We start from the raw sequence: 25,169 nt of genomic DNA on the forward strand, positions 1-25,169 counted from the left end.
GTGCGGTCTCTCCAGGGGTCAGGCGCCCGCGGCGCGGTAGCGACGGAGGCTCACCAGTGAGCAGAGGACGAGGAGCAGCCCGAGGGACACCCCGGCCACCAGCCCGGGGTGGTCGGTGGGGAAGGCGCCGCCGGTGCTCGCCGGATTGCCCCACAGCCGGCGGCAGCAGGCGATCACGGCGCTGACCGGGTTCCACTCCGCGACCGGCCGGATCAGGGACGGGATGTTCTGCGGGGCCAGGAACGCGTTGGACAGGAAGGGCAGCACGATCACCACGAAGGGCGTGATCACGCTGATCGTCTCCACGCTGCGCAGGGTCAGGGCGAACAGCACGCCCAGCCACAGCATCGCGTAGACGAACACGGCGATCAGGGCGAAGCCGGCGAGTACGGACACCGGGTCGCTGTGCGGTCGCCAGCCGAGCAGCAGCCCGGCGCCGGTGACCACGGTCAGCCCCAGCAGGCCCACGAGGAGGTCGGCGAGGGTGTGGCCGAACAGCACCGCCGAGCGGCTGATGGGCAGCGATCGGAACCGGTCGGTCATGCCGCCGCGCAGGTCCATCGCCATCGAGATCGCGGTGGGCCCCAGGCAGGAGAGGGCCACCTGGACGGCGCCGCCGGCGAAGACGTACTCCCCGTAGGTGCCGCCGGCCGGCAGCGAGATGGAGTCCCGGAACAGGTATCCGAGCATCACCATGCTCACCAGCGGGCTGAGGGCCACTCCCAGCACCCGGGCGGGTGCCCGCCGCAGGTGCCGCAGGCGGCGGCCGGTCACGGCGGTGACCTCGGTGAGCAGCGCCAGCGCGGGGGCGGGGCGGGTGGCGAGGGTCGTCATGCCCGACCCCCCTGGTGGTCGGCGTGCCGGGCCAGTTCGGCGGTGACGGCCGGGCCGATCTCCCGCAGGGGTCCGGTGCTCATCATCTCGTCGTGCGTGCAGGCGAGGTGGTGGACGTCCATCGGGCCGTCGAAGACCGGCTTCCACAGCGCGGGCTTGTCCGCGTGCTCACCGTCGGAGAGCGGGGACTCGGAGACGAAGAGCTGCATCCTGCCGTCGTAACGGCCGGGCGCGTACTGGGACTTCAGCGTCTGGTGGTGGCTCATCAGGTCGACCATGGCGGCCATCCGCCGCTCCCCCATCCGTGCCAGCGGGCTGTTGTCGCGGCGCAGGGTCTCGAAGATGTCCTGGAGGGTGAGGGCCCGGTCGCCGAACTCGGAGCGGTGGTGTCCGATGCCCTCCAGCAGCCAGGCGTAGAGCGAGTCCTCGTCGCGGTCGTCCGGCACCCCGGTGCGCGGGTAGGCGTCGAGGATCGAGAGGATGCCGACCTCCTCGCCGGCGGCCTGCAGTTGGACGGCCATCTCGTAGGCGATGGTGCCGCCGAACGACCAGCCGAGCAGGTGGTACGGGCCTTCGGGCCGGATCTCCTTGATCATCCGGAGGTAGTCGGTGGCGATCTCCTCGATCGACCCGGGCAGCGGCGCGAAGTCCACCACGCAGGGGGCCTGGATGCCGTAGATCGGGTGCTCGGCGCCGATGTGCCGGGCGAGGGGCAGGTACGGCAGGCTGAAGCCGACGCCGCTGTGCACGCAGAACACCGGCGGCAGGCTGCCGGTCGGCCTGATGGCCAGCATCGCGCTGAACGGATCGGCCGTGTCGGGCTGTGCCGGGGCGGCGAGTGCCTCCACCATCAGCTCCGCGCCGCTGCGGTGCTCCGGCCCGCTGTCGGCCGCGATCGGGCCGCCACGGCAGACCTCGGCGAGTTCCGCCACGCTCTGGTGCACGAAGACGTCGGCGACGGTGACGTCCAGTCCGGCCTTGCGGGCCGCGCTGACCAGCAGCAGCGACCGCATGCTGTCCATGCCGGCCTCGAAGACGCTCTGCTCGACCCCGATCCGGGACAGTCCCAGCACCTCGGTGACGATGTCGTGCAGCACGGACTCGGTGTCGTCGCGCGGCGCGGTCCCGGCGGTGTCGCGTGCCGCTTCCGGAGCGGGCAGCGCGGCGTGGTCCACCCGGCCGTCCGCGGTGAGCGGGAGGGTGTCGAGCACCACGAACGCGGCGGGCACCATGTGGGCGGCCAGTTCGGCACCCGCGGTCCTGGCCAGCGCCGCGGTGTCCACCACGGCCCCTGCGGCGGGCACCACGTACGCGACCAGCCGGACGTCGCCCGGGCGGTCCTCGCGGGCCACCACGGCGGCCCGGTCGACCGCGGCCGCGGCCGCCAGCACCGACTCGATCTCGCGCAGGCCGACCCGGAAGCCGCGCACCCGCACCTGGCCGTCCGAGCGGCCCACGTGCCGCAGGGCCCCGTCCGCGTCCCGCTTCACCAGGTCGCCGGTGCGCAGCATCCGGGTTCCGGGCGGGCCGTAGGGGCAGGCCACGAAGCGTTCGGCGGTCGCCGCCCGGTCCCCGGCGTAGCCGCGGGCCAGGCCGTCGCCGGCCAGGTACAGCTCGCCGGGCACTCCGGGGCCGACCGGTCCCAGCCAGGGGTCCAGGACGTACGCCCGCATGTTGGCGATCGGCAGGCCCAGTGGCAGGACGCCGGTGCCGGTCTCCTCGCCGGGTTCGACGGTGCGGGAGAGGGCGCCGACGGTGGCCTCGGTCGGGCCGAACTCGGTCACGACCCGGACGCCGGGGTGGGCCGCGCGCCACTCGGCCAGCCGCTCGGCCCGTACCGGCTCGTCGGCGAGGACCAGTTCGCCGGTCGGCGAGCAGCTGTCGGGCAGCGCGCCCAGCAGGGCGAGGTGGCTCGGGGTGCCCTTGAGGAACGCGGCTCCGCCGCGTGCCACGGCGTCGTCCTCGGCGAGTTCGGCCAGGCGCACCGTGCCGCCGGTGACCAGCGGCAGGAGGAGTCCGGTGACCGAGACGTCGAACGCCAGCGAGGTGGCCAGCAGGGTGTCCCGGCCGACGCCGCGGTAGGTGTCCCGGGCCCAGGCCAGGTAGTTGACCACCGCCCGGTGCTCGACGACGACGCCCTTGGGGCGCCCGCCGGCGACGGCGGTGTGGATGACGTAGGCCGGGTGCGCGGGGCGCAGCGGGCCCCCGCGCTCGGTGTCGGTGAGCGGCGTGGCCGGTGCGGCCTTCACCGCGGGCCCGTCCAGCACCACCGGGGTGACCCCGGTGGCCAGCATCCGCCGGGAGAGGGCGCCGGTGGTGACCACCCGGAGGGGGGTGGTCCCGGCGAACATCCGCTTGATCCGTTCGACGGGTTCGTCGGCCTCGACGGGAAGGTAGGCCGCGCCCGACTTCAGGACGCCGAGCACCGCGACGACCGCCTCCGGCGACCGGGGCAGGGCGAACGCGACGACCTTCTCCGGGCCGGCGCCGAGCCCGACCAGGTGCCGGGCCAACTGGTTGGACCGGGCGTCGAGCTCCGCGTAGGTGAGGGAGCCGGACTCGGCCTCGACCGCGGTGGCGTCCGGGGTGCGCGCCGCCTGTGCGGCGAACAGCTCGGGCAGGGTGGTGTCGGGCACCTCCCGGGCGGTGTCGTTCCCCGTGGCGAGCGCCTGGGCGCGCTCGTCCCCGCTGAGCACGTCGAGCCGGCTGAGCCGGACGTCCGGGTCCGCGACCACCGCGTGCAGCAGCCGGACGAAGCCCGCGACGACTCGCTCGGCGGTGGCCCGGGTGAACAGGTCGGAGCTGTAGCCGAGCAGGCCCCGCATGGAGCCGTCCTCGGGCCACTCCAGCAGTTGCAGGGCGAGGTCGACCTTGATCCGGCCGGACTCGACGAACGTGGGGCGCACCGTCAGGCCGGGCAGCACCAGCGGTGCGTCCTCGTTGTTCTGCAGCGTCAGCATGACCTGGAACAGCGGGTGCCTGGCCAGCGAGCGCGACGGGTTGAGCGCCTCCACGATCTGCTCGAAGGGCACGTCCTGGTGGGAGTAGGCGGCCAGGTCGGCCTCCCGGACCCGGGTCAGCAGGTCGGTGAAGGCCGGGTCGCCCGCGGTGTCGGTGCGCAGCACCAGGGAGTTGACGAAGAAGCCGACCAGGTCGGCCATCGCGTCGTCGGTGCGGCCGGCCACCGAGGTGCCCACCGGGATGTCGGTGCCGCAGCCGAGCTTGCCGAGCAGGGTGGCGAACGCGGCCTGCAGCACCATGAACTCGGTGACGCCGGCCTGGCGGGCGATGGCGACCAGCGCGGCGTAGAGCCCGGCGTCGAGTTCGAACATCACCTCGCCGCCGGAGTGGCCGCTCACGGCCGGCCGGTCGAAGTCGGCGGGCAGGGCCAGTTCGTCGGGCAGCCCGGCCAGTGTCCGCTTCCAGAAGTCCAGTTGGCGGGACACGTGGCTGTCCGGGTCGTCCGCGGAGCCGAGCAGCTGCCGCTCCCAGACCGCGTAGTCCGCGTACTGCACCGGGAGCGGCGCCCGGTCGGGGGCGCGGCCGGCGCACCGCGCCCGGTAGGCGGCGGACAGGTCGCCCAGCAGCGGTGCCATCGACCAGCCGTCGAAGGCGATGTGGTGGAAGACCAGCAGCAGGACGTGTTCGTCCTTGGCGAGGCTGAACAGCCGGACGCGCAGCGGCGTTTCGCGGGTCAGGTCGAAGCCGAGGTCGTACTCGGCGGCGAGGGCGGCGGCCAGGTCGTCCTCGGACAGGGCCCGCACCTTCACCTCCGGGGCGCCCTCGTCGGCGTCCAGCATCCGCAGCGACGGCACGCCGTGGTCCTCCGGGATCACGGTGCGCAGGACCTCGTGCCGCTCGGCGACGTCGCGCAGGGCGGCCCGGAGGGCGTCGGCGTTCAGCCGCCCGGTGAGCCGGAAGGTCATCGGCGAGTTGTAGGTGCCGGTGGCGCGGCCGTCGCGGCGATTGATGAACCAGAGCCGCTGCTGGGCGAAGGACAGCGGCCGGCCGGCGTCCGCGGGGGCCGGCGCGAGGGCCGGGCGGGCCGCGTCGGCGGTGTCCATCCGGCCGGCCAGGGCGGCCACCGTGCGCGCCTCGAACAGCGCCCGGATGGGCAGTTCCACGCCCAGCGCCGTCCGCGCCCGGCTGACCAGCCGGGTCGCGAGGAGCGAGTGGCCGCCGACGGCGAAGAAGTCGTCGTCGATGGTGACCCGGTCCAGGCCGAGCACGTCGGCGAACAGGCTGCAGAGGATGGCCTCCATGGGGTTGCGGGGCTCGCGGCCCTGCGTCCCCGACTGCGCGTCCGGCGCGGGCAGCGCCTTGCGGTCGAGCTTGCCCTGGGGGGTCAGCGGCAGCTCGGGCAGGGTGACGACCGCCGAGGGGACCATGTAGTCGGGCAGTTCGCCGGCCAGCCGCTCGCGCAGCCCGTCGGCGACGGCGTCCGGGTCGGCGAGGACGACGTACGCCACCAGCCGCCGGTCGCCGCTCTCGTCCTCGCGCACGACGACCGCGGCCTGGGCCACGCCGTCCTGGGCGAGCAGCGCGGACGAGACCTCGCCGAGCTCGATCCGGAAGCCGCGCAGCTGGACCTGGTCGTCGGCCCGGCCGACGTAGTCCAGTTCGCCGTCGTCCAGCCGGCGCACCAGGTCGCCGGTGCGGTACATCCGCTCGCCGGGAGCGCCGTACGGGTCGGCCACGAACCGCTGGGCGGTGAGGTCCGGGCGGCCCAGGTAGCCGCGGGCGAGGCCGCCGGACACGTAGAGCTCGCCGGTCACGCCGACCGCGGCCGGCGCCAGGTCGGCGTGCAGGACGTAGGCGCGGTGCGCGGAGGTCGGGCGGCCGATGGGCGGCCGGCCCGCACCGGACAGCGGCCCGGCGACCGTCGAGCTGACCACGGCCTCGGTCGGTCCGTACCCGTTGTACAGCCGCACGCTGGACGCCCAGCGGTCGACGACCTCGGCGGGCACGGCCTCACCGGCGACGGCGAGGCGCAGGTCGGCGGGCAGGGTGCTGCCCTCGGGCAGTCCGCCCACCACGACCGGCGGCAGTCCCGCCAGGTTGATCCGGGCCTTGTTGATCAGGTCGACGAGCGCCTGGCCGGGTGCGCGGCACTCCTCGTCGGCGATCACCAGCGTGCCGCCGTTGAGCAGCGCCAGCATGATCTCCCAGACCGACGCGTCGAAGCTGAACGAGGCGAACTGCAGCACCCGGGTGTCGCTGTCGAGCCAGAAGCGCTCGACCAGGCTCGCGACCATCGCCAGCAGGCCCCGGTGCGCCACGGCGACGCCCTTGGGCCGCCCGGTGGAGCCGGAGGTGTAGATGACGTAGGCGAGGTGACGGGTGTCCAGCGGGGCGCGGCGCTCGGCGTCGGCGACGTCGTGGTCGCCGTACCGCGCGGCTCCGTCGTCGGGCGTGCCGTCGTCGGGCGTGCCGTCGGCGGTGACCGTGACGACGGGCACCTGCGTGTCGGGGAGGACGGCAGCGGTCTCCCGCGTGGTCAGGACGGCGACCGGGCGGGCGTCGTCCAGCATGTACGCGATGCGGTCCGCGGGGTAGCCGGCGTCGACGGGCAGGTAGCCCGCGCCCGACTTGAGGACCGCCAGCGCGGACACCACCATCGCGGCCGAGCGCGGCAGCGCCACCGCGACCAGGTCCTCGGGGCCGACGCCGCGCCCGATCAGCAGCCGGGCCAGCCGGTTGGCGCGGGCGTTGAGTTCGGCGTAGGTGAGTTCCCGGTCGCCGTCGACGACCGCGACGGCGTGCGGCGTGCGGGCGGCGTGCTCCTCGAAGAGCGCGGTCGCCGGGCGCGACCCGGCCGGCGAGGCGTGGCCGGCCCAGGCGCCGAGCAGGAGGCCCCGCTCGCCGTCGCCGAGTGCGTCGACGGTGCTCAGCTGGTCGCGGGGGGTGGCGGCCAGCGTCTCCAGGACGTGCACGAAGCGGCTCACGATCCCTTCGACGTCCCGGGCGTCGAAGACGTCGGAGCGGTACTGGGCCTCCAGTCGCAGGCCGTCGCCGGGGAACACGCCGAGCGCCAGCGGGTACTCGGCGATCACCCGGGCCTTCCAGTCGAGCATCGACAGCCCGGGGATCTTCTCGCCGATCCGGTCGAGCACGCCGCTGGGGTAGTTGTGGAAGCTCACCACGGTGTCGAAGAGTTCGCCCACCCCGGCGAGTTGCTGCACCTCGGCCAGGCCCAGGTGCTGGTGCGTTTGGAGGGCGAGCTGGCGGGACTGCAGGTCGACCAGCAGGTCCTCCAGCGTGGTCCGCGGGTCCAGGGCCACCCGCACCGGCAGGGTGTGCATGAAGGAGCCCACCACCTGCTCGACGCCCGGCAGTTCGGCGGGGCGGCCGGAGACGACCGCGCCGAAGGTGACGTCCCGGCGGCCGGTCAGCCGGCCGAGGGCCACCGCCCAGGCGCCCTGCGCGACGGTGTTCATCGTCAGGCCGCGCGCGTGGGCCCAGGAGGTCAGGGCGCGGGTCAGGTCCTCGGGCAGCTCCGCGACGAAGGTCTCGGGCAGCGCATCGACCCGGTCGCGGTCGGCGGGGCCGAGCCGGGTGGGCTCGGCCACCCCGGCCAGCTCCTGCCGCCAGGCCGCCCGCGCGGCTTCCTTGTCCTGTGCCCCGGCCCACTCCAGGTAGCCCCGCACCGAGGCGACCGGCGGCAGCGCGGAGGTGTCCGCGCCGTTGGACCAGAGCGTGACCAGCTCGTGGGCGAGGACCGCGGACAGGGACCAGCCGTCGACCAGGATGTGGTGGGCGGTCCACACCACGCGGTGGCGCTGCGGCCCGAGGGTGTAGACGGTGAACCGGGTCAGCGGGGGCTCGGACACGTCGAAGCGGCGCAGCCACTCCTCGTCGGTCAGCCGGACCGTCTCGGCCTCGCGGCCGTCCTGCGCCACGCCGGTCAGGTCGACCTCGTGCCAGGGCACCTCGACGGAGCCGGGGACCACCTGCACGGGGTCGCCGGTGTCCCGGTCGCGGAAGCCGGCCCGGAGGGCGGCGTTGCGCTCCAGCAGGGCCGCCACCGCGCGGCGCAGCGCGGCCTTGTCCAGCGGCCCCTCGATGTCCATGAGGACCTGCAGGGTGTAGGCGTCCATCCCGTGCCGGTCGAACTCGGCCTGGAACAGCAGACCGCGCTGCAGCGGGGACAGCGGCAGGATGTCCGTCAGCTCCCCGACCTCGCGCTCGTAGGCCTCGATCTCGTCCTGGTCGACGGCGACCAGCGGGAACTCGGAGGGCGTGCGGCCGCCGGCGCCCGGCTGCCGGGCGTGTTCGGCCAGCAGGCGCAGGGCGCGGAACCAGCCCTCCGCGAGCTCCCGGACGTCCGGCTCGGCGATCAGCCCGCCGGCGTACGTCCAGGTCGCCGAGAGCACCGGTCCCCCGGGGCGGTCCTCGGTGACCGAGACGACCTCGACGGGGTGGCGCAGGGGGGTGTCCGGGTGGGCGCTCTGCCCGGAGGCGCCGGACTCCAGGTGCCAGGCCGCCCCGGTGCCGGCGGTGAACCGGCCCAGGTAGTTGAAGCCGATCTGCGGGACGGGCTGCCGGGAGAGCACGCGGGCGGTCTGCGGGTTGACGTGCCGCAGCAGACCGTGGCCGAGGCCGTGGTCCGGCACGGCGCGCAGCTGTTCCTTGACGCGCTTGAGCGCCCTGCCGTGGCCCGCGCCGCCTTCGGCGGCCTGGGCCGGGCCGAGGTCGCCGAGGTCCAGGACGACCGGGTGCACACTGGTGAACCAGCCGACGGTACGGGAGAGGTCCGGCTCGCCGGGGATCGGTTCGCGGCCGTGTCCTTCCAGCTCGACGACGGTCCGGCCGGCGGGGGCGCCGCGCCGGCGGCGCCAGTCGGCCAGGGCCAGGGCCAGGCCGGTCAGCAGGACCTCGTCGGTCTCGGCGTGGAAGGCCGCCGGGACGGTGGTGAGGAGTTCGGCGGTCTGCTCGGCGGACAGCTCGACCGTGACGGCGCCGGCGGTCGCGTGGGTGTCCAGGGCCGGGTCGAGCGCCCGGGTGCCGAGCGGCGGCTCGTCGGCGGCCGACTGCGCTGTCCACCAGGCCAGTTCACCGGCCCGCCGGGCGGTGCGGGCCTCCTTCGACAGGGCCTGGGCCCAGCCGCGGAAGGAGGTGGCGACCGGGTCGAGCCGGACCGGCCGGCCCTGCGCCGCCTGGTTCCACGCCGCCTCCAGGTCGGGCAGCAGGATGCGCCAGGAGACGCCGTCCACGGCGAGGTGGTGGATCACGATCAGCAGGCGTCCCGGCCGGTCCGGGCCGGCGTCGAGGAGCACGGCCTGCACCATCAGGCCGTCCTCGGGGCGCAGCCGCCCGCGGGCGGCGGCCAGCTGGGCGGGCAGCGGGTCCTCGTCGGCACCGGAGACGTCGACCCGGGTGAGGGTGTCCGCGGCGGACACGGCTCCGACGGGCAGGGTCTCCAGGGACCAGAGTCCGGGCGCCGGGACGGACAGCCGCATCCGCAGGGTGTCGTGCGTGTCCAGCAGCGCCTGCAGCGCGGTGGTGAGCGCCTCGGTGCCGGTTCGGGCCGGTACGGCGACCGTCACGAACTGGCTGAACTCCCGGGTGGGGGACGGGAGTCCGGCGAGTTCCTCGCGGAGCTGGTCGACGATCGGGGTGGGCTCGATCTCGCCGACGCCGTCCTGGGCCGCCTGCGCGGCCCGGTCGTCGACGGGCTGCGCGGCCGCCGCGATGGCCGCCGGCGTGCGGTGCAGGAAGACGTCGCGGGCCGTGATGACCAGTCCGGCCTTACGGGCCCGGCTGACCACCTGGATCGAGCTGATGCTGTCGCCGCCGAGGGCGAAGAAGCTGTCGTCGGAGCCGACCGAGGACAGGCCGAGCACCTCGGCCAGCACCTGGCGGATGATCCGCTCCGGGGGGCTGCCGGCGCCCTCGGGCGTGGCGGCGGCGGTCGGCGGGGTGCCGGCGGGGGCCGGCGTGGCGAAGTCGGGGGCCGGCAGGGCCTTGCGGTCCACCTTGCCGTGCGCCGTCAGCGGCAGCCGGTCCAGGGCGACGAGGGCGGCGGGCACCATGTAGCCGGGCAGGACGCGGGCGAGTCCGTCGCGGACCGCCTCGGTGTCCGGGGACGGCTGCGCGCCGTCCTGCTCCGCGGCGTGCTCCGCGGTCCGCTCGGGCACGTAGTAGCCGGTCAGCCGCTTCTGGCCGGCCTGGTCGGCGCTCGCGGCCACCACCGCGTCGGAGACGCCGGGCAGGGCGCGCAGCGCCGCTTCGATCTCGCCCAGCTCGATCCGGTGGCCGCGGATCTTGACCTGGTGGTCGCGGCGCTCGAGGAAGTCCAGCTGTCCGTCGGCGCGGAGCACCACCCGGTCGCCGGTGCGGTACATCCGCGCGCCCCCGCCCGCGAACGGGTCGGGCACGAACGTGGTGGCCGTCCGACGCGGGTCGGCGAGGTAGCCACGGCCCACGCCGGCGCCGCCGATGTAGAGGTCGCCCGGAACGCCCTGCGGCACCGGGCGCAGCTCGTCGCCCAGGACGTACAGCAGGGTGTTGCGCAGCGGCCGGCCGATCGGGACGTACGCCCCGTCCAGGACGTCGCCGGGGCGGACGTAGGCGTGCGTCACGTCGTCCGAGCACTCGGTCGGGCCGTACATGTTGACCAGCGGGATCGCGGGGTAGCGGGCGAACCAGCGGTCGCACAGCTCGGGGGCGAGCGCCTCGCCGTTGGAGATCATCCAGCGCAGGCCGGGCAGCGGCGGGGCGTTGTCGGCGGTGTCCCAGGCGTCGAGGGTGGCGCGCAGCAGGGAGGGGACCACCTCCAGGACGGTCAGGCCCTCGTCGCCGACGACGCCGAACAGCGCGTCCGGGTCGGCCGCGGTCTCCCGGCTCACCACGCGGACCCGCCCGCCGGCCAGCAGGGTGGTCAGCGTCTGCCACACCGTGATGTCGAAGGTCACCGGCGCGTTGTGCACCAGGCTGTCCGCCCGGGTCAGGGAGAGTTCCTCGACCTTGGCCAGCAGGTGGTTGACCATGCCGCCGCGCTGCACCATCGCGCCCTTGGGCTTGCCCGTGGAGCCGGAGGTGAAGATGACGTAGGCCAGGTCGGCGGGGCCTCCGACGACCGGCGGCAGGCCGTCCGGCGCGTCCTCGGCACCGTCCAGGACCAGCAGGGCGAGCGCCGTCCCGGCCTCGCCCGCCAGCCGGGCCGCCAGGTCCCGGTTGGTCTCGTCGGCCACCAGGCAGGTCGCCGAGCTGTCGGCGAGCAGCGCGGTCAGCCGGGCGTGCGGCAGGCCCGCGTCGAGCGGCAGGAAGGCGCGGCCGGAGCCCAGCACGCCGAGCTCGGCGACCACGAAGTCCCGTCCGGGCTCGACCAGCAGGGCCACCAGGCCGGCGCCGGTGAGCCGGCGGGAGAGCGCGCCGGCCCGGCCGGCCAGCCGGGCGTACGTCAGGTCGCCCGTGTCGTCGGTCACGGCCACGGCGTCCGGGTGCTCGGCGGCCCGGGCGCGGACCCGCTCGACGACGCCGAGGTACGGCTCGGGCCGGTCGGGGCCGGTGAGCACCCCGGTGAGCCGCGCCTGCTCGTCGGGGGTGAGCAGTTCGAGCGTGCCGAGCCGGTCGTCGGCGCCGGCGGTGACGAATCGGTCGAGCCAGGTGATGAACCGCTCCAGGTGGGCCCGGGCCTCGTCGCGGTCGTAGCGGCTCTCGTTCGCGCTCAGGTCGACGCCGACGCCGGCCGCGCCCTTGTCGGCGACGGTGAACTCCAGGTCGTCGACCAGGCCGGTGGACGGGCTCTGCAGGACGGCCTCGCAGGGCCCGATGGTCAGCTTCTCGATCTGCGGCATCATGTTGAGGAACGGGCCGAACGGGCGCCGGTCGTCGCTGGCCAGCCCCATACCGCGGCGCACCTTGCTGACCCGGTAGCGCTGGTGCTTGAGGGCCCCGGTGATCTCCTTGTGCGCGGCGGCGAGCAGTTCGCCGCGGGTGGTGCGCGGTTCGATCCGCAGCCGCAGCGGCAGGTAGTTGACGACCATGCCGGGGATGCCCTGCAGGGTGCCGCCGACCCGGGCGGTGACCGGCAGCGACAGCATGACGTCGTCCGTCCCGGTCAGCCGCTGGGTGTAGGCGCCCAGCGCGGCGACCAGCACGGTCTGCCAGGTCACCCGGGCGTCCCAGGCCACGGCCCGCAGCCGGTCGGCGAGGTCGTCGGCGAGGACGGTGCCCTCGCGCAGGAACGTCTGGGCCGGCTCGGCGTCCCGGCGGGCCAGGGTCAACGGCTCGGGGGCGTCGGCGAAGTGGCTCTCCCAGTAGGCGCGGTCGCGTTCCTGGCGGGGGGAGCCGACGTAGGCGGCCTCCGCCTCGATCAGCGTGCCCAGCGGGGCGAAGCGCCCCTCGTCGAGGGAGGTGCCCGCGGTCATCGCCTCGTAGATGGCGGACAGCCGCTGCCAGTAGATGACGTAGCTGAATCCGTCGGACACCAGGTGGTGGTTGAGCAGGCAGAAGATCGTGCGGTCAGCGGCGAGCGTGAACACGCTGAACCGGAACAGGGGCGCGTCGCCACCCACCGTGAAGGGCACCCGCAGGTCGGCCCGGATCGCCTCGTTCGCGGCGGCCTCGGGGTCGGCGGCGCCGCTGACGTCGACAGTGGTCAGCGGCAGCTCGGCGAGCTCCTCGACGACCTGGCGCGGCTCGCCGTCGACCTCGAAGAAGCGGGCCCGCAGGCACTGCGACTCCTCGGCGAGCCGGGCCAGCGCCGCCGTGAACCGCTCGCGGTCCAGCGGGCCCCTGATGTCCCAGTAGATCGCGGTGTTGTACGTGGCACCGCCGCCGGTGAGCTTTTCGTCGAACCAGATGTCCTTCTGGCCAGCGGTGAGCGACAGGCCGGCCGTCGGCACACGAGTCATTGCAATCCCCTCGGAAAGGTCACCAGGTCGCTTCGGCCGTCCCGGCGGCGCAGCGCGACAGGCGCTCGCCGCTGAAGGGTTCGGGGCCGTGCGTGAGGCGCCGCTTCGTGCCGATCGTCCACAGCGGCAGCGCGACTTCGTCCTCGATGGTGGTCGAGCGCGCTGACAGCGCACTGACCGGGAACTGACGGTCCACCGCCGCCCGGCGGAGCCCCCGCGCGCGGGCGGGGGCTCCACGTCGCAGCCGTGGCCGGCGGCTCAGCCGCAGCCGCCCGCGTGTCCGTCGTCTGCCGAGCGGCCGACGCCCACCGCGCCGGTGGTGGCGGGGGCCAGGCCGGTCGCGGAGGGCGCGCCGGTGCGCAGGTGCGCCACGAAGGCGTCGAGCCGGTCGAGCCCCCAGAAGCGGGTGAACCCCCGCACGAAGAACGGCACTCCGAAGACGCCGTCCTTGCAGACCTCCATCAGGATGTCCACGCCCTGCTCGCGCAGTCCGGGGTCCGCCGCGGCGCGGGACAGCGCCTCGGCGTCGATCCCCAGGTCGCGGCCGATGTCCGCGATGACCGCCGGGTCGCAGACGTTGCGCCCCTCGCCGAACCGGGCCCGGTAGACCGCGGCGATGTAGTCGTAGCCCCGGCCCTCCCGGGCCGCCACCAGGTAGCCCAGGTGCGGGACCTCCCAGACCGGCTCGACGTCCACGGGCCAGTGCACGGTGATGCCGCGCTCCTTCGTGATCCGGCCGACGTCCTGGAGGACGTACCGGTTCTTCTCCCGCGACATCTCCGAGTACGGGAACCGTCCGCCGCGCTCCTCCAGCATCCGGGCGCTGGTCGCGTCCGGCTCGAAGAACGGCAGCCACTCCAGCCGTTCCACCAGGTCGCCGTGGTGCTCCGTCAGTTCGCGGTACGCGAGCCAGGAGTACGGGCTGCGCAGCGAGAAGTAGAAGCGCGGGGTCTTGTTCTTGGGCATGCTGCTCCTTACCGGGTCAGACGACGAGGCCGCCGTCGACGCCGAAGACCTGAGCGGTGATGTAGGCGGCGCGGTCGGACACCAGGAACGACACCAGGTCGGCCACCTCCCGGGGGTGGCCGAGGCGGCCGAGCGGAATGCGCTCGGTCATCGTCCGCGTGTGCTCCGGCGCCAGTCCGGAGAGCATGTCGGTGTCGATGAAGCCCGGCGCCACGGCGTTGACGCGCACGCCGTAGCGCCCGGACTCCTTGGCCAGCGCCTTGCTGAAGCCGATGATCCCGGCCTTGGACGCCGAGTAGTTCGTCTGCGTCGCGTTGCCGTACACGCCGGCCACGGAGGACATCGTGACGATGCTGCCCGCCCGGCGCTTCATCATGGCGAAGGCGGCGGCCTTGCACAGGTGGTAGGTGCCGTCCAGGTTGGTGCGCAGAACGGCGTCCCAGTCCTCCTCGGGCATCATCACCAGCGGGTTGTCGCGGACGATGCCGGCGCAGGAGACCGCCGCGTGCAGCGGGCCGAGCGCGTTCTCCGCGGCCTTGACGAAGTCCCGTACCGCGCGGGCGTCCGCGACGTCGACGCGGGCGGCGAACACGCCCGCGCCCTCCTTCTCGGCCTCCTCGGTGACCGACTGCGCCGCCTCCTCGTCGGACCGGTAGCAGAACGCGACGTCGAAGCCGTCCCGGGCCAGCCCGGTGACCACGTGCCGCCCGATGCCCCGGGAGCCCCCGGTCACCAGCGCGACCCTGCGGGCGTTCGTCTCCACTCAGCTCTCCTCGTTCGTCGCTGCGGCGAGCAGCGCGCAGCCGGCCGTGCCGTCCCGGTCGACCGCCGTCACGAGGGCGAGTGCGCCGGGCGGGGTTTCGTCGTCGTCGAGCACCGACAGCACCGCCGCGAGCTTCAGGCTCGCGGTCGCCGCCGAGGCGTCACCGAGCAGTGCGCGGTTGGTGAGCAGCCGGGGCCCGGTCGCGCCGAGGGCGTCGCCGATCGCGGCCTCCTCGACACCGGCCAGGATCCCGCCGGTTTCGGCGGGGGCCGCCAGGTGGACGTCCTCGGCGCGCGCGCCGGCCCGCTCCAGGACCTCGCGCACGCACTGCGCCAGGGCGGCGCGGGCGTCGGACGGCGCGGCGAAGGCGCGGAACCGGGTGGCCAGCAGGTGGGCCCGCGCGCGCCGCCCGGCGGCCCGGGCGTCCTGCGCGGTCTCCAGCAGGAACACCGCGCCGCCCTCGCCCAGCGGGGACGTCCGGTCGTCGCCGTCCCGGCCGTGCCATTCCAGCCAGGCCCGCTGCTCGGAGTACTCCTCGGCCGCCCCGCACAGCACCCGGGCGCAGTGCCCGCCCCGGTGCAGCCGGATGGCGTAGCTGAGTGCCGTCAGACCGGTCAGGCGGCCTCCGGCGATGGTGGTGTTCGGCCCCTTGATGCCGTGCCAGATGGCGCTCTGCCCGGCGGCCCGGTTCATCACCGTGTTCGGGAAGCGGGCCGGGTCGACGTGGTAGGGGCGTTCGCCCTCGAGCGAGTCGCGGGTGAAGTTCATGATGCTCTGCACGCTGCCCGAGCCGGTGCCCAGCACCAGCCCGGTCTCCTCGGTCCGGGAGGCCAGTTCCGGTCCGCCGTCGGCGAGCAGCAGGCCCACCGCGGTCACCGCGATGGCGGTGACCCGGTCCATGGTGCGGGTGCCCTTCCGGCCGATGTGCTCGGTGACGTCGAAGTCCGGCACCAGCGCGCCCTCGGTGAACGGCCCCGGCCAGGCCGCCGCGTCGAGCGGTCCGATCGCGCCGCGGCCGGCCCGGACGCCGGCCCGGAACGCCTCGCTGCCGACACCGTACGGGGACACCGCGGACCAGGTGGAGAAGACCAGTGCGGACATCAGGCGGCCTCCCGGTGCCGGCCCAGGATGAGCACGGCGTTGTTGCCCGCGAACGCGAGCGCGTTGTTCTGCACCACGGACAGTTCGGCGGGCCGCGCCTCGTTGGGCACGCAGTCCAGCCCGCAGTCCGGGTCGGTCTCCCGGTGGTTGATGGTCGGCGGGATGAAACCCTCCGCGATGGCCAGGGCGCAGGCGGCCGAGCCGAGGGCGCTGGCCGCGCCCATGCTGTGCCCGACCATCGACTTGATGGAGACGGTGGGCGGCGGCACGTCGAAGACCTGGCGGATGGCGCCCGCCTCGGTCACGTCGTTGGCCTTGGTGCCGGTGCCGTGGGCCGAGATGAAGTCGACGTCCGCCGCGCTGATCCCCGCGTTGCGGTGGGCCCGTGCCATGCAGCGGGCCAGGCCGTCCTGGTCCGGCGCGACCGGGTGGTGGGCGTCGCAGGTGAGCCCGTAGCCGAGGATCTCGGCGTAGATCCGGGCGCCGCGGGCCCGGGCGGACTCCAGGCTCTCCATCATGAGGATGCCCGCGCCCTCGCCGGTGAGGATGCCCTTGCGGTTCCGGTCGAAGGGCTGGCACATCTCGGGGGCGATGGTCCCCAGCCGGTAGAAGCCGGCGAAGGTCTTGCGGCAGACGGCGTCGGCTCCGCCGCACAGCGCCACGTCGACGTCGCCGGCCTGGATGGCGTCGTAGCCGCTGCCGATCGCGTAGTTGCCGGCCGCGCAGGCGGTGGGGATGGTCAGGGCCTCGACGTCGGTCAGTCCGAGTTCGCGGACGATGCTGGAGGACAGCCTGGCGGCGTGGGCCCGCCGGACGATCCCGGGGGTGAGGTGTTCCGGGCCCTTGTCGAGCTGTTCGCCGACCAGCAGGTCCAGGTCGCGGGACTCCGCGTCGGTGGTGCCCACCGACACCATGGTCCGGCGGGCGCGCAGTTCCTCCAGGGCGATGCCGGCGTCGGCGACGGCCATGTTGGCCGCCGCCACCGAGAACTGGGTCGCCCGGCCCAGTTCCTCCGGGTCGAAGCCGCGGATCCATTGGGCGGGGTCGAAGTCGGCGACCTCGCACCCGTACGAGTGGGCGAACCCGGTGGTGTCGAAGGCCGTGATGGGCTTGGCCCCGCTGCGGCCGGCCCGCAGGCCGGCCAGGAACTCCTGGACCCCGAGGCCGATGCTGGTGACCAGGCCGAGTCCGGTGATCACCACCTGGCGCGGCCGCTGATCGTTGTCGTACACCCTGTGCTCCAGTCCCTCGTGCCCGGCCCGGGCGACCCCGGCCGGGCGGCGCCGGCTACTTGGCGGCCACGGCCTGGTCGACGATGGCGACCACGGCGTCCAGGTTGACCATCCGGGGGAGCACGCTCTGGTCGAGGTCGATGCCGTAGGTCCGCTCGAGGGTGGAGAGGATCTCGATCGCGCCCATCGAGTCGGCCTCGTGGTCCTCCTTGAACCGGCTGGTGCCGGTCATGTCGGACGGCTCGATCTCGAGGATGTCGCAGATGATGTCCTTGATCTGGGCACGCCGTTCGGCGTCAGTGGCTGCGGTAGTCATGCAGACGATGCTGGAGCACGCGACTGACAGCCCGCTGACTGCCAACTGACATGGCTGGGCCGGGGGTTCGGGGGCTGCTCAGTCCGCGCCGGGCGGCGGGTCCTGCGGACGCTCCGTCAGGAGGTGCTGGATCTCGCGGAAGTCCTCGGGGTGGGCGACCATCCAGGACCAGAAGCTCGGGATGGTGCGGGCGTACTCGCAGTAGTAGCGGCGCACGTTCTCCACCAGGGCCGCCACGGCCGTCCGGTGGAGCGATCCCGCGCGCCACACCAGCAGCAGCTCGCAGATGCGGGCGTCGGCGATCGGGACGAGACCGATGTCCTTGGTCGCCCCGGTCGGTACGGTCAGCGCGGCCGCTCCGGCCTCGCGGACCCAGCTCATCGCCTCGTGGTGCCCGCGGACCCGGTGGATCGGCACCGGCCGGCCTTCGACGAGGTCGGCGAAGGCCGCGTCCTCGTGGTCGTGGAACCAGTGGCTGCGCGCGTAGCGCACCCACTGCAGGGACCGCACCTGGGCCGGGCCGACCGGCCCGCGCCCGGCCAGCGGGTGGCCCAACGGCAGTGCCAGCCAGACCGGTTGGCGGACCACGACGGCCGTGCTGAGCGGCAGTACCCCGGCGTCGGCGGGCTGGCGGTCGGGCGGGCTGGGCACCAGCGCCAGGGCGAGCCGCCCCTCGGTGACCGCGTGCATCGCGTCGGCCGGGTCCACCGTCTCGGTCTGCACCTCGGCGGCGGGCAGGCACGCGGCGATCGCGTCCCTGAGGGTCGGCGGCGTCCACTCCACGTTGCCGACGCGCAGCGTCGTGACGCTCTGCGCGGCCACCTCGGCGATGACGGCGTCACCGCGCCGCGCCAGGTCGACGAGCATCGGGATCACCCGCTCGCCGAGCGGGGTGGGCACCACGCCGTTGTAGGACCGGACGAACAGCTCACCGCCGAACTCGCGCTCCAGGCGCCGCAGTTGGGAGGAGAGGGAGGGCTGCGGAAGGTTGAGCCGGATCGCGGCCGAGGATATGCTCCCGGCACTGGCGATGGCGGCCACGAGCCGGGCGTGTCGTAATTCGACGTGCATTGCAGACGCAGCCCCCGCTCGCCCAGACACCTGTGACCACGCGATCCGCCCCGGTACGAGGGCACACGCAGTAATCACCGTAACACCACCGCGATGAAATCACCTCGGCTCCGGTGGCGACGGCGGGTCTCCCGCGCCCGGCATGACGGGGGGTCAGCCGGTGGGCATCAGGGGGCCGTGGGGACATCCGAGGACGTCGTCCTGGTGGAGGATCGCCCGGTACACCGAGTGCAGGGAACGCCCCGGCTCCACGCCCAGGTCCTCGGCCAGCCTCCTGCGGGCCTGGTGGAACACGTCGAGCGCCTCGGTCTGCCGGCCGTCGCGGTACAGGGCCAGCATCAGCAGCTCGCTGAGCCGTTCACGGCCGGGGTGTTCGGTGGCCAGCTGACGCAGCTCCGGGACCGGCACGCGCTCCCCGCCGACCGCCAGTCTCGCCGTCACCCAGTCCTCGTACGCGGCGAGCCGCCGCTCCTCCAGGCGCACCGACGCCGTCCGGCAGCGGAACCCCTCGATGGCGTCCAGCAGGGCCACGCCCCGCCACATGCCCAGCGCCTCCGACAGCACGAGCGCCGCCGCCGCGGGATCCCGGCCGATCATGGCCGCGCCCTCGTCCGCGAGGGACACGAAGCGGTGCGCGTCGACGGATTCGGGCCGGACGTCCAGCAGGTAGCCGGTGCCGACGGTGCGCACCAGGTCCCGGCCGTCCCGACCGGCCACGGACGCCAGGAGCTTGCGCAGCCTGGTCACATTGGCCTGCAAGGCGTTCTTGGCGTTGGCGATGCGTTCGTCGCCCCACAGCTCGTCCACGAGCTGGTCGAACGGAACGGCCCGGCCCGGGGCCAGGGCCAGCAGGGCGAGCACCGAGCTCACCCGCTTCGACGTGACGCCCCAGCTCCGCGTGCCCTGGGTGAGTAGAAGTGAGCCGAGTATGTGGATCTGCACGATTCGACACCCCCGTGTTCGTTTGATCCACATCCTCGTCGGCCGCACCGCCGCTGAGAAATATCAAACTTCCGGCTTGGCCATACCTGCCGGATATGCCTGCGGAACCGGCCATTCCAGCCTGGCCCCTGAGCCAAAAATGACGCCGGACCGCCCTTGCGGGCGGTCCGGCACCGAGCCTTCCCGGGGGATTGGAAGGCCGTTCAGGGGGGCCGCCGGCGAGGGCGGCCCCGGTTCAGAGGCGCCCGGACTCGCGCGTCCGGAGCGGGGTGACCGTCTCGGAACCGACCGCTCCGGGCTGCTGCGGCCGCACCATCCGCATCGTCCGGGACGGCCACCAGATCACCTTGCCCAGCAGGGTCAGGACCGACGGCAGGATCATGATCCGCACGATGAAGGCATCGAGCAGGACCGCCGCGGCGAGGACGAAGCCCATCTGCTTCATCTCCACCAGGGTGAGGAAGGCGAAGCTGGCGAACACGGTGACCATCACGACCGCCGCGCTGGTCACCACGCCCGCGGAGCTGCCGATCCCCTCCAGTACGGCCGCGCGGGTGTCCAGGCCGCGCTGGGCCGCCTCCCTGATCCGGCTGACCACGAAGACCTGGTAGTCCATCGACAGCCCGAAGAGGATGACGAACAGGAACAGCGGCACCCGCGACCCGATCGCTCCGGTGGAGTGGAAGTCGAGCAGGCCCTCCGCCCAGTGGCCCTGGAAGACCACGACCAGCAGGCCGAAGGCGGACGCCGCGGAGAGCAGGTTGAGCAGGGTGCCGATCACGCCGATCACCACGGACCGGAAGGCCAGCACCGTCATGCCGAACGTCACCAGCAGCAGGATGCCGACGATGAGCGGCAGCTTGGAGTTCTGGTGGTCCAGGTAGTCGACGTCGCGGGCGATGTCGCCGGTGACGTAGGCCTCGGCGCCGGACACCTTGCCGACGGTGGCGGGCAGGTAGTCGTCACGGAGGTGGTCGAGCGACTCGGTCGCCTGGGGCGAGCTGGGCTTGACCGGCACGGAGAGCATCAGGCTGGTGATCCGCTGGTCGGCGGAGGAGCTGAGCTTGAACTCGACGTCCTTGTCGAACAACGGGTCCGCCTGGGCCTGCCGGCGCAGGTCCTCCATCGCCTGCTGCACCTGCGGCGCGCGGTCCGCGGCGGCGCGCACCACCACCTGGTGCTGGACGAGCATCTCCGGGAAGGCGGCGGTCAGCCGGTCGTATGTCTGCACGGAGGGGATGTCGCGGGAGAAGGTGTCCTTGCCCAGCACGCTCAGTTTCAGGCCGAGGGCGGGCGCGGCCAGCCCCAGCATGACGAGCACCGAGACCAGCAGGGTGACCCCGGGGCGCTGGGTGGCCGGCCGCAGCAGCGCGCTCCACGCCCGGCTCGTCCCGCCGTGCGCCCGGGTGGCCTTGCCCTGGGTGGCGCGGCGGGCCGCACGCTTCTCGGCGCGGGCGCCGAGCTTGGCGAGCAGCGCGGGCAGCACCGTCAGCGAGCTGGCCATGGCGACCGCGACGACGATCACGGCGCCGGTGGCGAGCGAGGAGAAGATGACGTCCGTCGCGAGGTACAGCGTCGCGGTCGAGACGATCACCGCGAACCCGGAGACCACGATGGCCCGGCCGGCGGTGGCGGCCGCGATCTCCACGACGGCCTGCGAGCCGAGCCGGCCGCCGGCCCTGGCCCGCTCCTCGCGGTCCCGCTTCAGGTAGAAGAGCGAGTAGTCGACGCCGACGGCCAGGCCGATCAGCAGGATGATGTTGTTGCCGACGCCGGCGTCGGGCAGCGCGTGCGAGGCGAGCGCGGACAGCCCCATGGCGGCGGCGATGGAGGTGAGGGCCAGCAGCACCGGCACGCCCGCCGCGACCACCGAGCCGAAGGCGATCATCAGGGTGATGACGGTGACCGGCAGGGTGAGCATCTCGGAGAAGGCGAGGTCGTCGCCGCGCTGCTTGTCGAGGCCCTTGCTCATCGAGGGCCCGCCGGTCTCCTGCACCCGTACGTCGGGGTGGGCCTGCTGCACGGCGGCGGTCTGCTCGACCAGCGGGTCGACCTTCTTGCGGGCGGCGAGCTCCTCGCCCGTCATGACGACCTGGACCATCAGGACCTTGCCGTCGCGGGAGAGGACCGGCTGCTCGACCTTGTCGACCTCCGGGAGCTTGCCCATCCGGGTGGTGAGGTCCGCGGCGGCGGTCCGGGCTGCGGACACGTCCAGCGTGCCGGACGGGGAGTCGATGACGATCTGCTCGACCGGCCGGCGCTGCAGGCCGCCCTCGGTCGCGATCGCCTCCGCCTTCCCGGCCTTGCCGACCCGGTAGTCCGCGGTGGTCGCACTGTTGGTGCCGACCGCGGCCGAGGCCCCGAGGCACAGCGCGACGAAGACGAACCAGCCGACGATGGCGCGCCAGGGGTGGGCCGCGCTCCAACTCGCCACCCTGACGATGACCGAGCGTTTCTCCACTGTCTCCAGCCCCTTACCCGCGTCGATGCTTTCTTTTACATGTAAGACCGAGCTTACATGTATCAGTGTGCGCGTCAACTCTCCTTCCGCGTCATCTGTGCCCCGCCGGAGGGAAGTTGGGCGGGATCAAGCCGACCGACGGCCGGTCGACGGCCGACCGACAAGGGCCTCGCCCCCGGAAACCGGGGGGCGAGGCCCTTGTCGACATCGGAGAGGACCCGGTCAGACGACTGCCGGGAGCTTGGCGAAAAAGGCACTGGTGGACGACGAGGTCTCACTGGAACCCGCCATCCACAGGGCGCCGTCCGGCCCGGTGGCCAGCGCCCCCACCGTCAGCGGACCCGCCAGCGGGCCCTGCGCCTGGGACCAGGCGGAGCCGTTCCAGCGCTGCAACGTCACCCCGGCCCCCGCGGTCCACACCTCGGTGGAGCCGTACGCCGCCAGCTGCGAGACCTCGGACACGCTGCCGGAGACCGGGCTCCGGTCGGACCACGCGCTGCCGTTCCAGACCGCCACGGCGCCCCGGTTGGCGGCGGACCCGCCGACCCAGCACTGGCCGTCCTTGACCAGCAGCGAGGTCACCTGGCCCACCGCCGTACCGAACGGGGCCGGCAGCACGGTCCACGAGGACCCGTTCCAGCGCATCACCAGGGACACGCGCGACGCGCCGACGCCGACGAAGCCGGCGACCCAGACGTCGTCCGCCGCCACGACCCGCACGGTCAGCAGACCGGCGGTGCCGAGGGTGCTCGGCAGGCTCACCGGCGCCCAGCTCGCACCGTTGCGGCGCACCACGGCCGGCACGTCGACCGACTGCTTCGCCGTGCCGACGACCCAGACGTCGCTCCCGCTGCCGGAGGCCTGGGCGGGCCGGGCGAACGACTCCGCTCCCGTCAGGTCGGCGGCCCAGGCGGAACCGTTCCAGTGCAGCAGCCGGGGCACGTCCCGCATCTGGGTCCGGTCCCACTTCTCGCCCACCGCCCAGGCGTCGGCGGCACCGGTGACCGTGATGCCGGCCAACGGCCGGGTGTCCGCGGCGAACCCGGTCGCGCTCCACTTCGTGCCGTCGAAGGCCCAGGCCAGCGGGTCCGACTGGATCGGCCCGAAGGGGCCGTCCGGGTAGTAGTTGGTGGTGCCGAGGGCCTTGACGGCGCCGTTCGCGGCCACGCTGATCCGGCTGAAGCGGTACCACGCGCTCACCCCCGGATCGACCGGGAAGACCTGCCACGACGGGGCCGCGGCGGCGGCGGAGGCCACACCGGGCAGCGTGCCGCCGATCACCATCGCCGGCACGAGGGCCGCGGCAGAGCGCAGAACGTTTCGTCGACTGACTGTCACGGTTTCCTCTACTTTCCTATGAGGTGGACGTCGACCAGCGCCGAAGCCCGGTCGAGCGCCTCGACGACCGCCGCGCGGCTCTCGCCGACGGCGACGATGTGGCCGATCCGCCCGTAGGCGTCGGTCGGCGGGGCGACCCGGGTGCCCGCCGCGGCGGTGACCGTCACGCGCTCCACACCCGGCACCGCCCTGGCCTCGTCCAGCCCGGCCACGCGGTCCAGGACCCCTTCCTCGACGGGCAGGATGAACTGGATGCCCGCGTGGCGCGCGAACCCGTCCGGCAGCAGGGGTACGCCGCCGCCGGCGTAGGCCACCTGGGCGGCGAGCAGGTCGATCCCGGTGGCGAGGCGGTAGAGCTCGGGGATGAGGCCGCCCGCGAGCCTCGGGTTGATCTCGACGACGGCGGCGCCGGTCGCGGTGCGCTTCACCTCGGTGTGGCTCGGGCCGCGGCCGAGCCCGGTCGCGGCCAGCGCGGCCGACACCGTCCCGGCGATCTCCCGCGCCGCCTCGGCGGGCAGGTCGGCGGGCACCAGGTGCCGGGACTCCACGAAGTGGGGTGCGCCGGCCACGGTCTTCTCGGTGATGCCGATCAGCCGGTGCTCGCCGTCGACGCCGAACATCTCCACGCTGTACTCGGGCGCGTCCAGGTACTGCTCGACCAGGGCCCGGCCCGCCATGGGCTGCCCGCGGCCGTTGGTGGTCCGGCCCGTGATCTCCTCGGCCAGCTCGGCGGCCTCCTGCGCGGAGTCGCACCGGCGCACGCGCGTCGAACCGGAGTCGTCGACCGGCTTCACCACGCACGGGGTGCCGATCCGGTCCGCGGCGGCGGCCGCGGCCGGCCCGTCCTCGACCACCTCGAACCGCGGCTGCCCGATCCCGGCCCGCAGCAGGGTCTCGCGCAACCGCCCCTTGTCCCGGCAGCCGGCGATCGCCTCGGGACGCTCCGCGGGCAGCCCCACCGCGGTGGCCAGCGCGGACGCCGCCACCAGGTAGAACTCGCTGGTCGTGGACACTCCGGCGATCGAGCCGGGCTCGAACGCCTTGGTCACCGCCCGGACCAGCGCGTCGGTGTCGTTGGTGTCGCAGTCCACGACCGTGGCGCCGGTCTCGGCGAGGCCGCCGTACCTGGTGGAGTCGCCGGTCGCGAGCACCGGCTGGTAGCCGGCCTCCGCCGCGATCCGCAGCGCCAGCATGCCGGTGCCGGTGGTGTTGGACTCCACGAAGACGAACGCCGGCCGCGGCGCGTCCGCGCGGTTGCGGCGGAACGACCAGCTGTCCACCTCCGTGCCGTCCAGGACCTGGCGCGCCACCGTGGCGACGGGCAGGCGCCGGAGGTCCTGCTCGGCCCAGTGCGCGTCACTGTGCACGGTGTCGGCGTAGCGGTCCCCGCGGTCCGGGAAGATCCCGACCACGGTGGTGCCCGGCACGGCCCGCCGGGCCATCTCCCCCAGCACCCGGTACACCGAGCCGGAGGTGTTGCCCGCGAACAGCTTCTCCTCGCGGGCCAGTTCCCGGGTCGCGCCGAAGGCCTCGTGGTCGTTCAGCCAGTGCACCTCGTCGATCACGGCGTGGTCGAGGTTCCTCGGGTGCAGGCTGTTGCCCAGCCCGCTCTGCAGCCGTTCGGGCCGGTCGGGCTGGCCGAACAGCACGCTGCCGACGCAGTCCACCCCGACCGCGTACAGCTCCGGCAGGTGCTCGCGCAGCGCGCGCGAGGTGCCGCACAGCGAGCCGCCGCTGCCCACCGCACCGACCAGGACGTCCACCGTGTCGAGGTCGGCGAGCAGCTCCTGGGCCAGGTGCCGGTAGGCGGCCGGATTCTGCGGGTTCTCGTACTGCTTCGGCCAGAACGCCCCCGGGTTCCGGTCCATGATCTCCCGCAGCCTGGTCAGCCGGGCGCCCTGCCAGCCGTGGGCGTCCATCGCGGGCACCACGTGCACCTCGCAGCCCAGCGCCTCCAGCTTGGCCAGCGTCACGCGGTCGATCCGCGGGTCGGTGACGATGTGCACCGGGTGGCCGAGGGCCGTGCCCACCAGGGCGACCCCGAGGGCCATCGTGCCCGAGGAACTCTCCACGATCGGGGCGCCCTCGGCCAGCACACCGGTGGCGCGCGCCTCGGTGATGATCTGCTTGGCCACCCTGTCCTTCATCGCGAACAGGTTGTTCATCTCGAGTTTCGCGTAGACCCGGACGTCCCGGTCGGCCCCCAGCCGCAGACGCACCAGCGGTGTCCGGCCGATGGCGTCGATCACGTTCTGGCTCAGCATGTGCCCTCTCTTCCCATCTCGCA

13 protein-coding genes are annotated in these 25,169 nt (G+C 73.8%); all 13 read right to left on the bottom strand.

All coding sequences use genetic code 11. The features are described 5' to 3' along the window. Positions 1-18 precede the first annotated feature (18 nt). The 13 genes from AC0B61_RS02555 to AC0B61_RS02615 all read right to left on the bottom strand — a co-directional run bounded on the left by AC0B61_RS02555 (position 19) and on the right by AC0B61_RS02615 (position 25,146). Positions 19-834, bottom strand: coding sequence for an ABC transporter permease (locus tag AC0B61_RS02555; protein WP_471738743.1), 816 nt, complete (start codon positions 832-834; stop codon positions 19-21). Next, the gene (locus AC0B61_RS02560; protein ID WP_471738744.1) at positions 831-12,692 is read right to left on the bottom strand and encodes an amino acid adenylation domain-containing protein; all 11,862 of its coding nucleotides are present in this window, start codon (positions 12,690-12,692) and stop codon (positions 831-833) included. Before AC0B61_RS02560 ends, AC0B61_RS02555 begins: the two co-directional genes overlap by 4 nt. 19 nt (positions 12,693-12,711) lie before the next feature. Then, positions 12,712-12,888, bottom strand: a complete 177-nt coding sequence (locus AC0B61_RS02565; protein WP_471738745.1) for a hypothetical protein — start codon at positions 12,886-12,888, stop codon at positions 12,712-12,714. A 62-nt stretch (positions 12,889-12,950) separates the two neighbouring features. Continuing rightward, a complete protein-coding gene (locus AC0B61_RS02570; protein ID WP_471738746.1) occupies positions 12,951-13,658 on the bottom strand; it encodes a DsbA family protein in 708 nt (235 codons plus the stop codon). 16 nt (positions 13,659-13,674) lie between these two features. Further along, positions 13,675-14,421: a 3-oxoacyl-ACP reductase FabG gene (gene fabG, locus AC0B61_RS02575; RefSeq protein WP_471738747.1), complete on the bottom strand. Its 747-nt coding sequence runs from the start codon at positions 14,419-14,421 to the stop codon at positions 13,675-13,677. Then, positions 14,422-15,522: a beta-ketoacyl synthase N-terminal-like domain-containing protein gene (locus AC0B61_RS02580; RefSeq protein WP_471738748.1), complete on the bottom strand. Its 1,101-nt coding sequence runs from the start codon at positions 15,520-15,522 to the stop codon at positions 14,422-14,424. It lies immediately after the preceding gene. Further along, positions 15,522-16,754, bottom strand: a complete 1,233-nt coding sequence (locus AC0B61_RS02585) for a beta-ketoacyl-[acyl-carrier-protein] synthase family protein (protein ID WP_471738749.1) — start codon at positions 16,752-16,754, stop codon at positions 15,522-15,524. The genes AC0B61_RS02580 and AC0B61_RS02585 overlap by 1 nt, the downstream gene beginning before the upstream one ends. A 55-nt stretch (positions 16,755-16,809) precedes the next feature. After that, the gene (locus AC0B61_RS02590; RefSeq protein WP_471738750.1) at positions 16,810-17,070 is read right to left on the bottom strand and encodes an acyl carrier protein; all 261 of its coding nucleotides are present in this window, start codon (positions 17,068-17,070) and stop codon (positions 16,810-16,812) included. Between the two features lie 78 nt (positions 17,071-17,148). Further along, positions 17,149-18,141, bottom strand: coding sequence for a LysR family transcriptional regulator (locus AC0B61_RS02595; RefSeq protein ID WP_471738751.1), 993 nt, complete (start codon positions 18,139-18,141; stop codon positions 17,149-17,151). A 153-nt stretch (positions 18,142-18,294) separates the two neighbouring features. Next, on the bottom strand, positions 18,295-19,083 hold the full coding sequence (locus AC0B61_RS02600) for an AfsR/SARP family transcriptional regulator (protein ID WP_471738752.1): 789 nt from the start codon (positions 19,081-19,083) through the stop codon (positions 18,295-18,297). 235 nt (positions 19,084-19,318) lie between these two features. Then, positions 19,319-21,544 (bottom strand): MMPL family transporter, encoded by a 2,226-nt coding sequence (locus AC0B61_RS02605; protein ID WP_471738753.1) that lies wholly within the window; start codon positions 21,542-21,544, stop codon positions 19,319-19,321. A gap of 222 nt (positions 21,545-21,766) precedes the next feature. Next, on the bottom strand, positions 21,767-22,882 hold the full coding sequence (locus AC0B61_RS02610; RefSeq protein WP_471738754.1) for a hypothetical protein: 1,116 nt from the start codon (positions 22,880-22,882) through the stop codon (positions 21,767-21,769). Between the two features lie 8 nt (positions 22,883-22,890). Beyond that, positions 22,891-25,146, bottom strand: coding sequence for a pyridoxal-phosphate dependent enzyme (locus tag AC0B61_RS02615; RefSeq protein WP_471738755.1), 2,256 nt, complete (start codon positions 25,144-25,146; stop codon positions 22,891-22,893). Positions 25,147-25,169 lie beyond the last annotated feature (23 nt).

This window comes from Kitasatospora sp. NPDC023385 (genome assembly GCF_055664045.1).

Coding starts and splice junctions, on each gene's coding strand:
- AC0B61_RS02570 (WP_471738746.1), bottom strand. CDS start 13,658: ATGCCCAAGAACAAGACCCCGCGCTTCTACTTCTCGCTGCGCAGCCCG.
- AC0B61_RS02555 (WP_471738743.1), bottom strand. CDS start 834: ATGACGACCCTCGCCACCCGCCCCGCCCCCGCGCTGGCGCTGCTCACC.
- AC0B61_RS02590 (WP_471738750.1), bottom strand. CDS start 17,070: ATGACTACCGCAGCCACTGACGCCGAACGGCGTGCCCAGATCAAGGAC.
- AC0B61_RS02580 (WP_471738748.1), bottom strand. CDS start 15,522: ATGTCCGCACTGGTCTTCTCCACCTGGTCCGCGGTGTCCCCGTACGGT.
- AC0B61_RS02615 (WP_471738755.1), bottom strand. CDS start 25,146: ATGCTGAGCCAGAACGTGATCGACGCCATCGGCCGGACACCGCTGGTG.
- AC0B61_RS02595 (WP_471738751.1), bottom strand. CDS start 18,141: ATGCACGTCGAATTACGACACGCCCGGCTCGTGGCCGCCATCGCCAGT.
- AC0B61_RS02560 (WP_471738744.1), bottom strand. CDS start 12,692: ATGACTCGTGTGCCGACGGCCGGCCTGTCGCTCACCGCTGGCCAGAAG.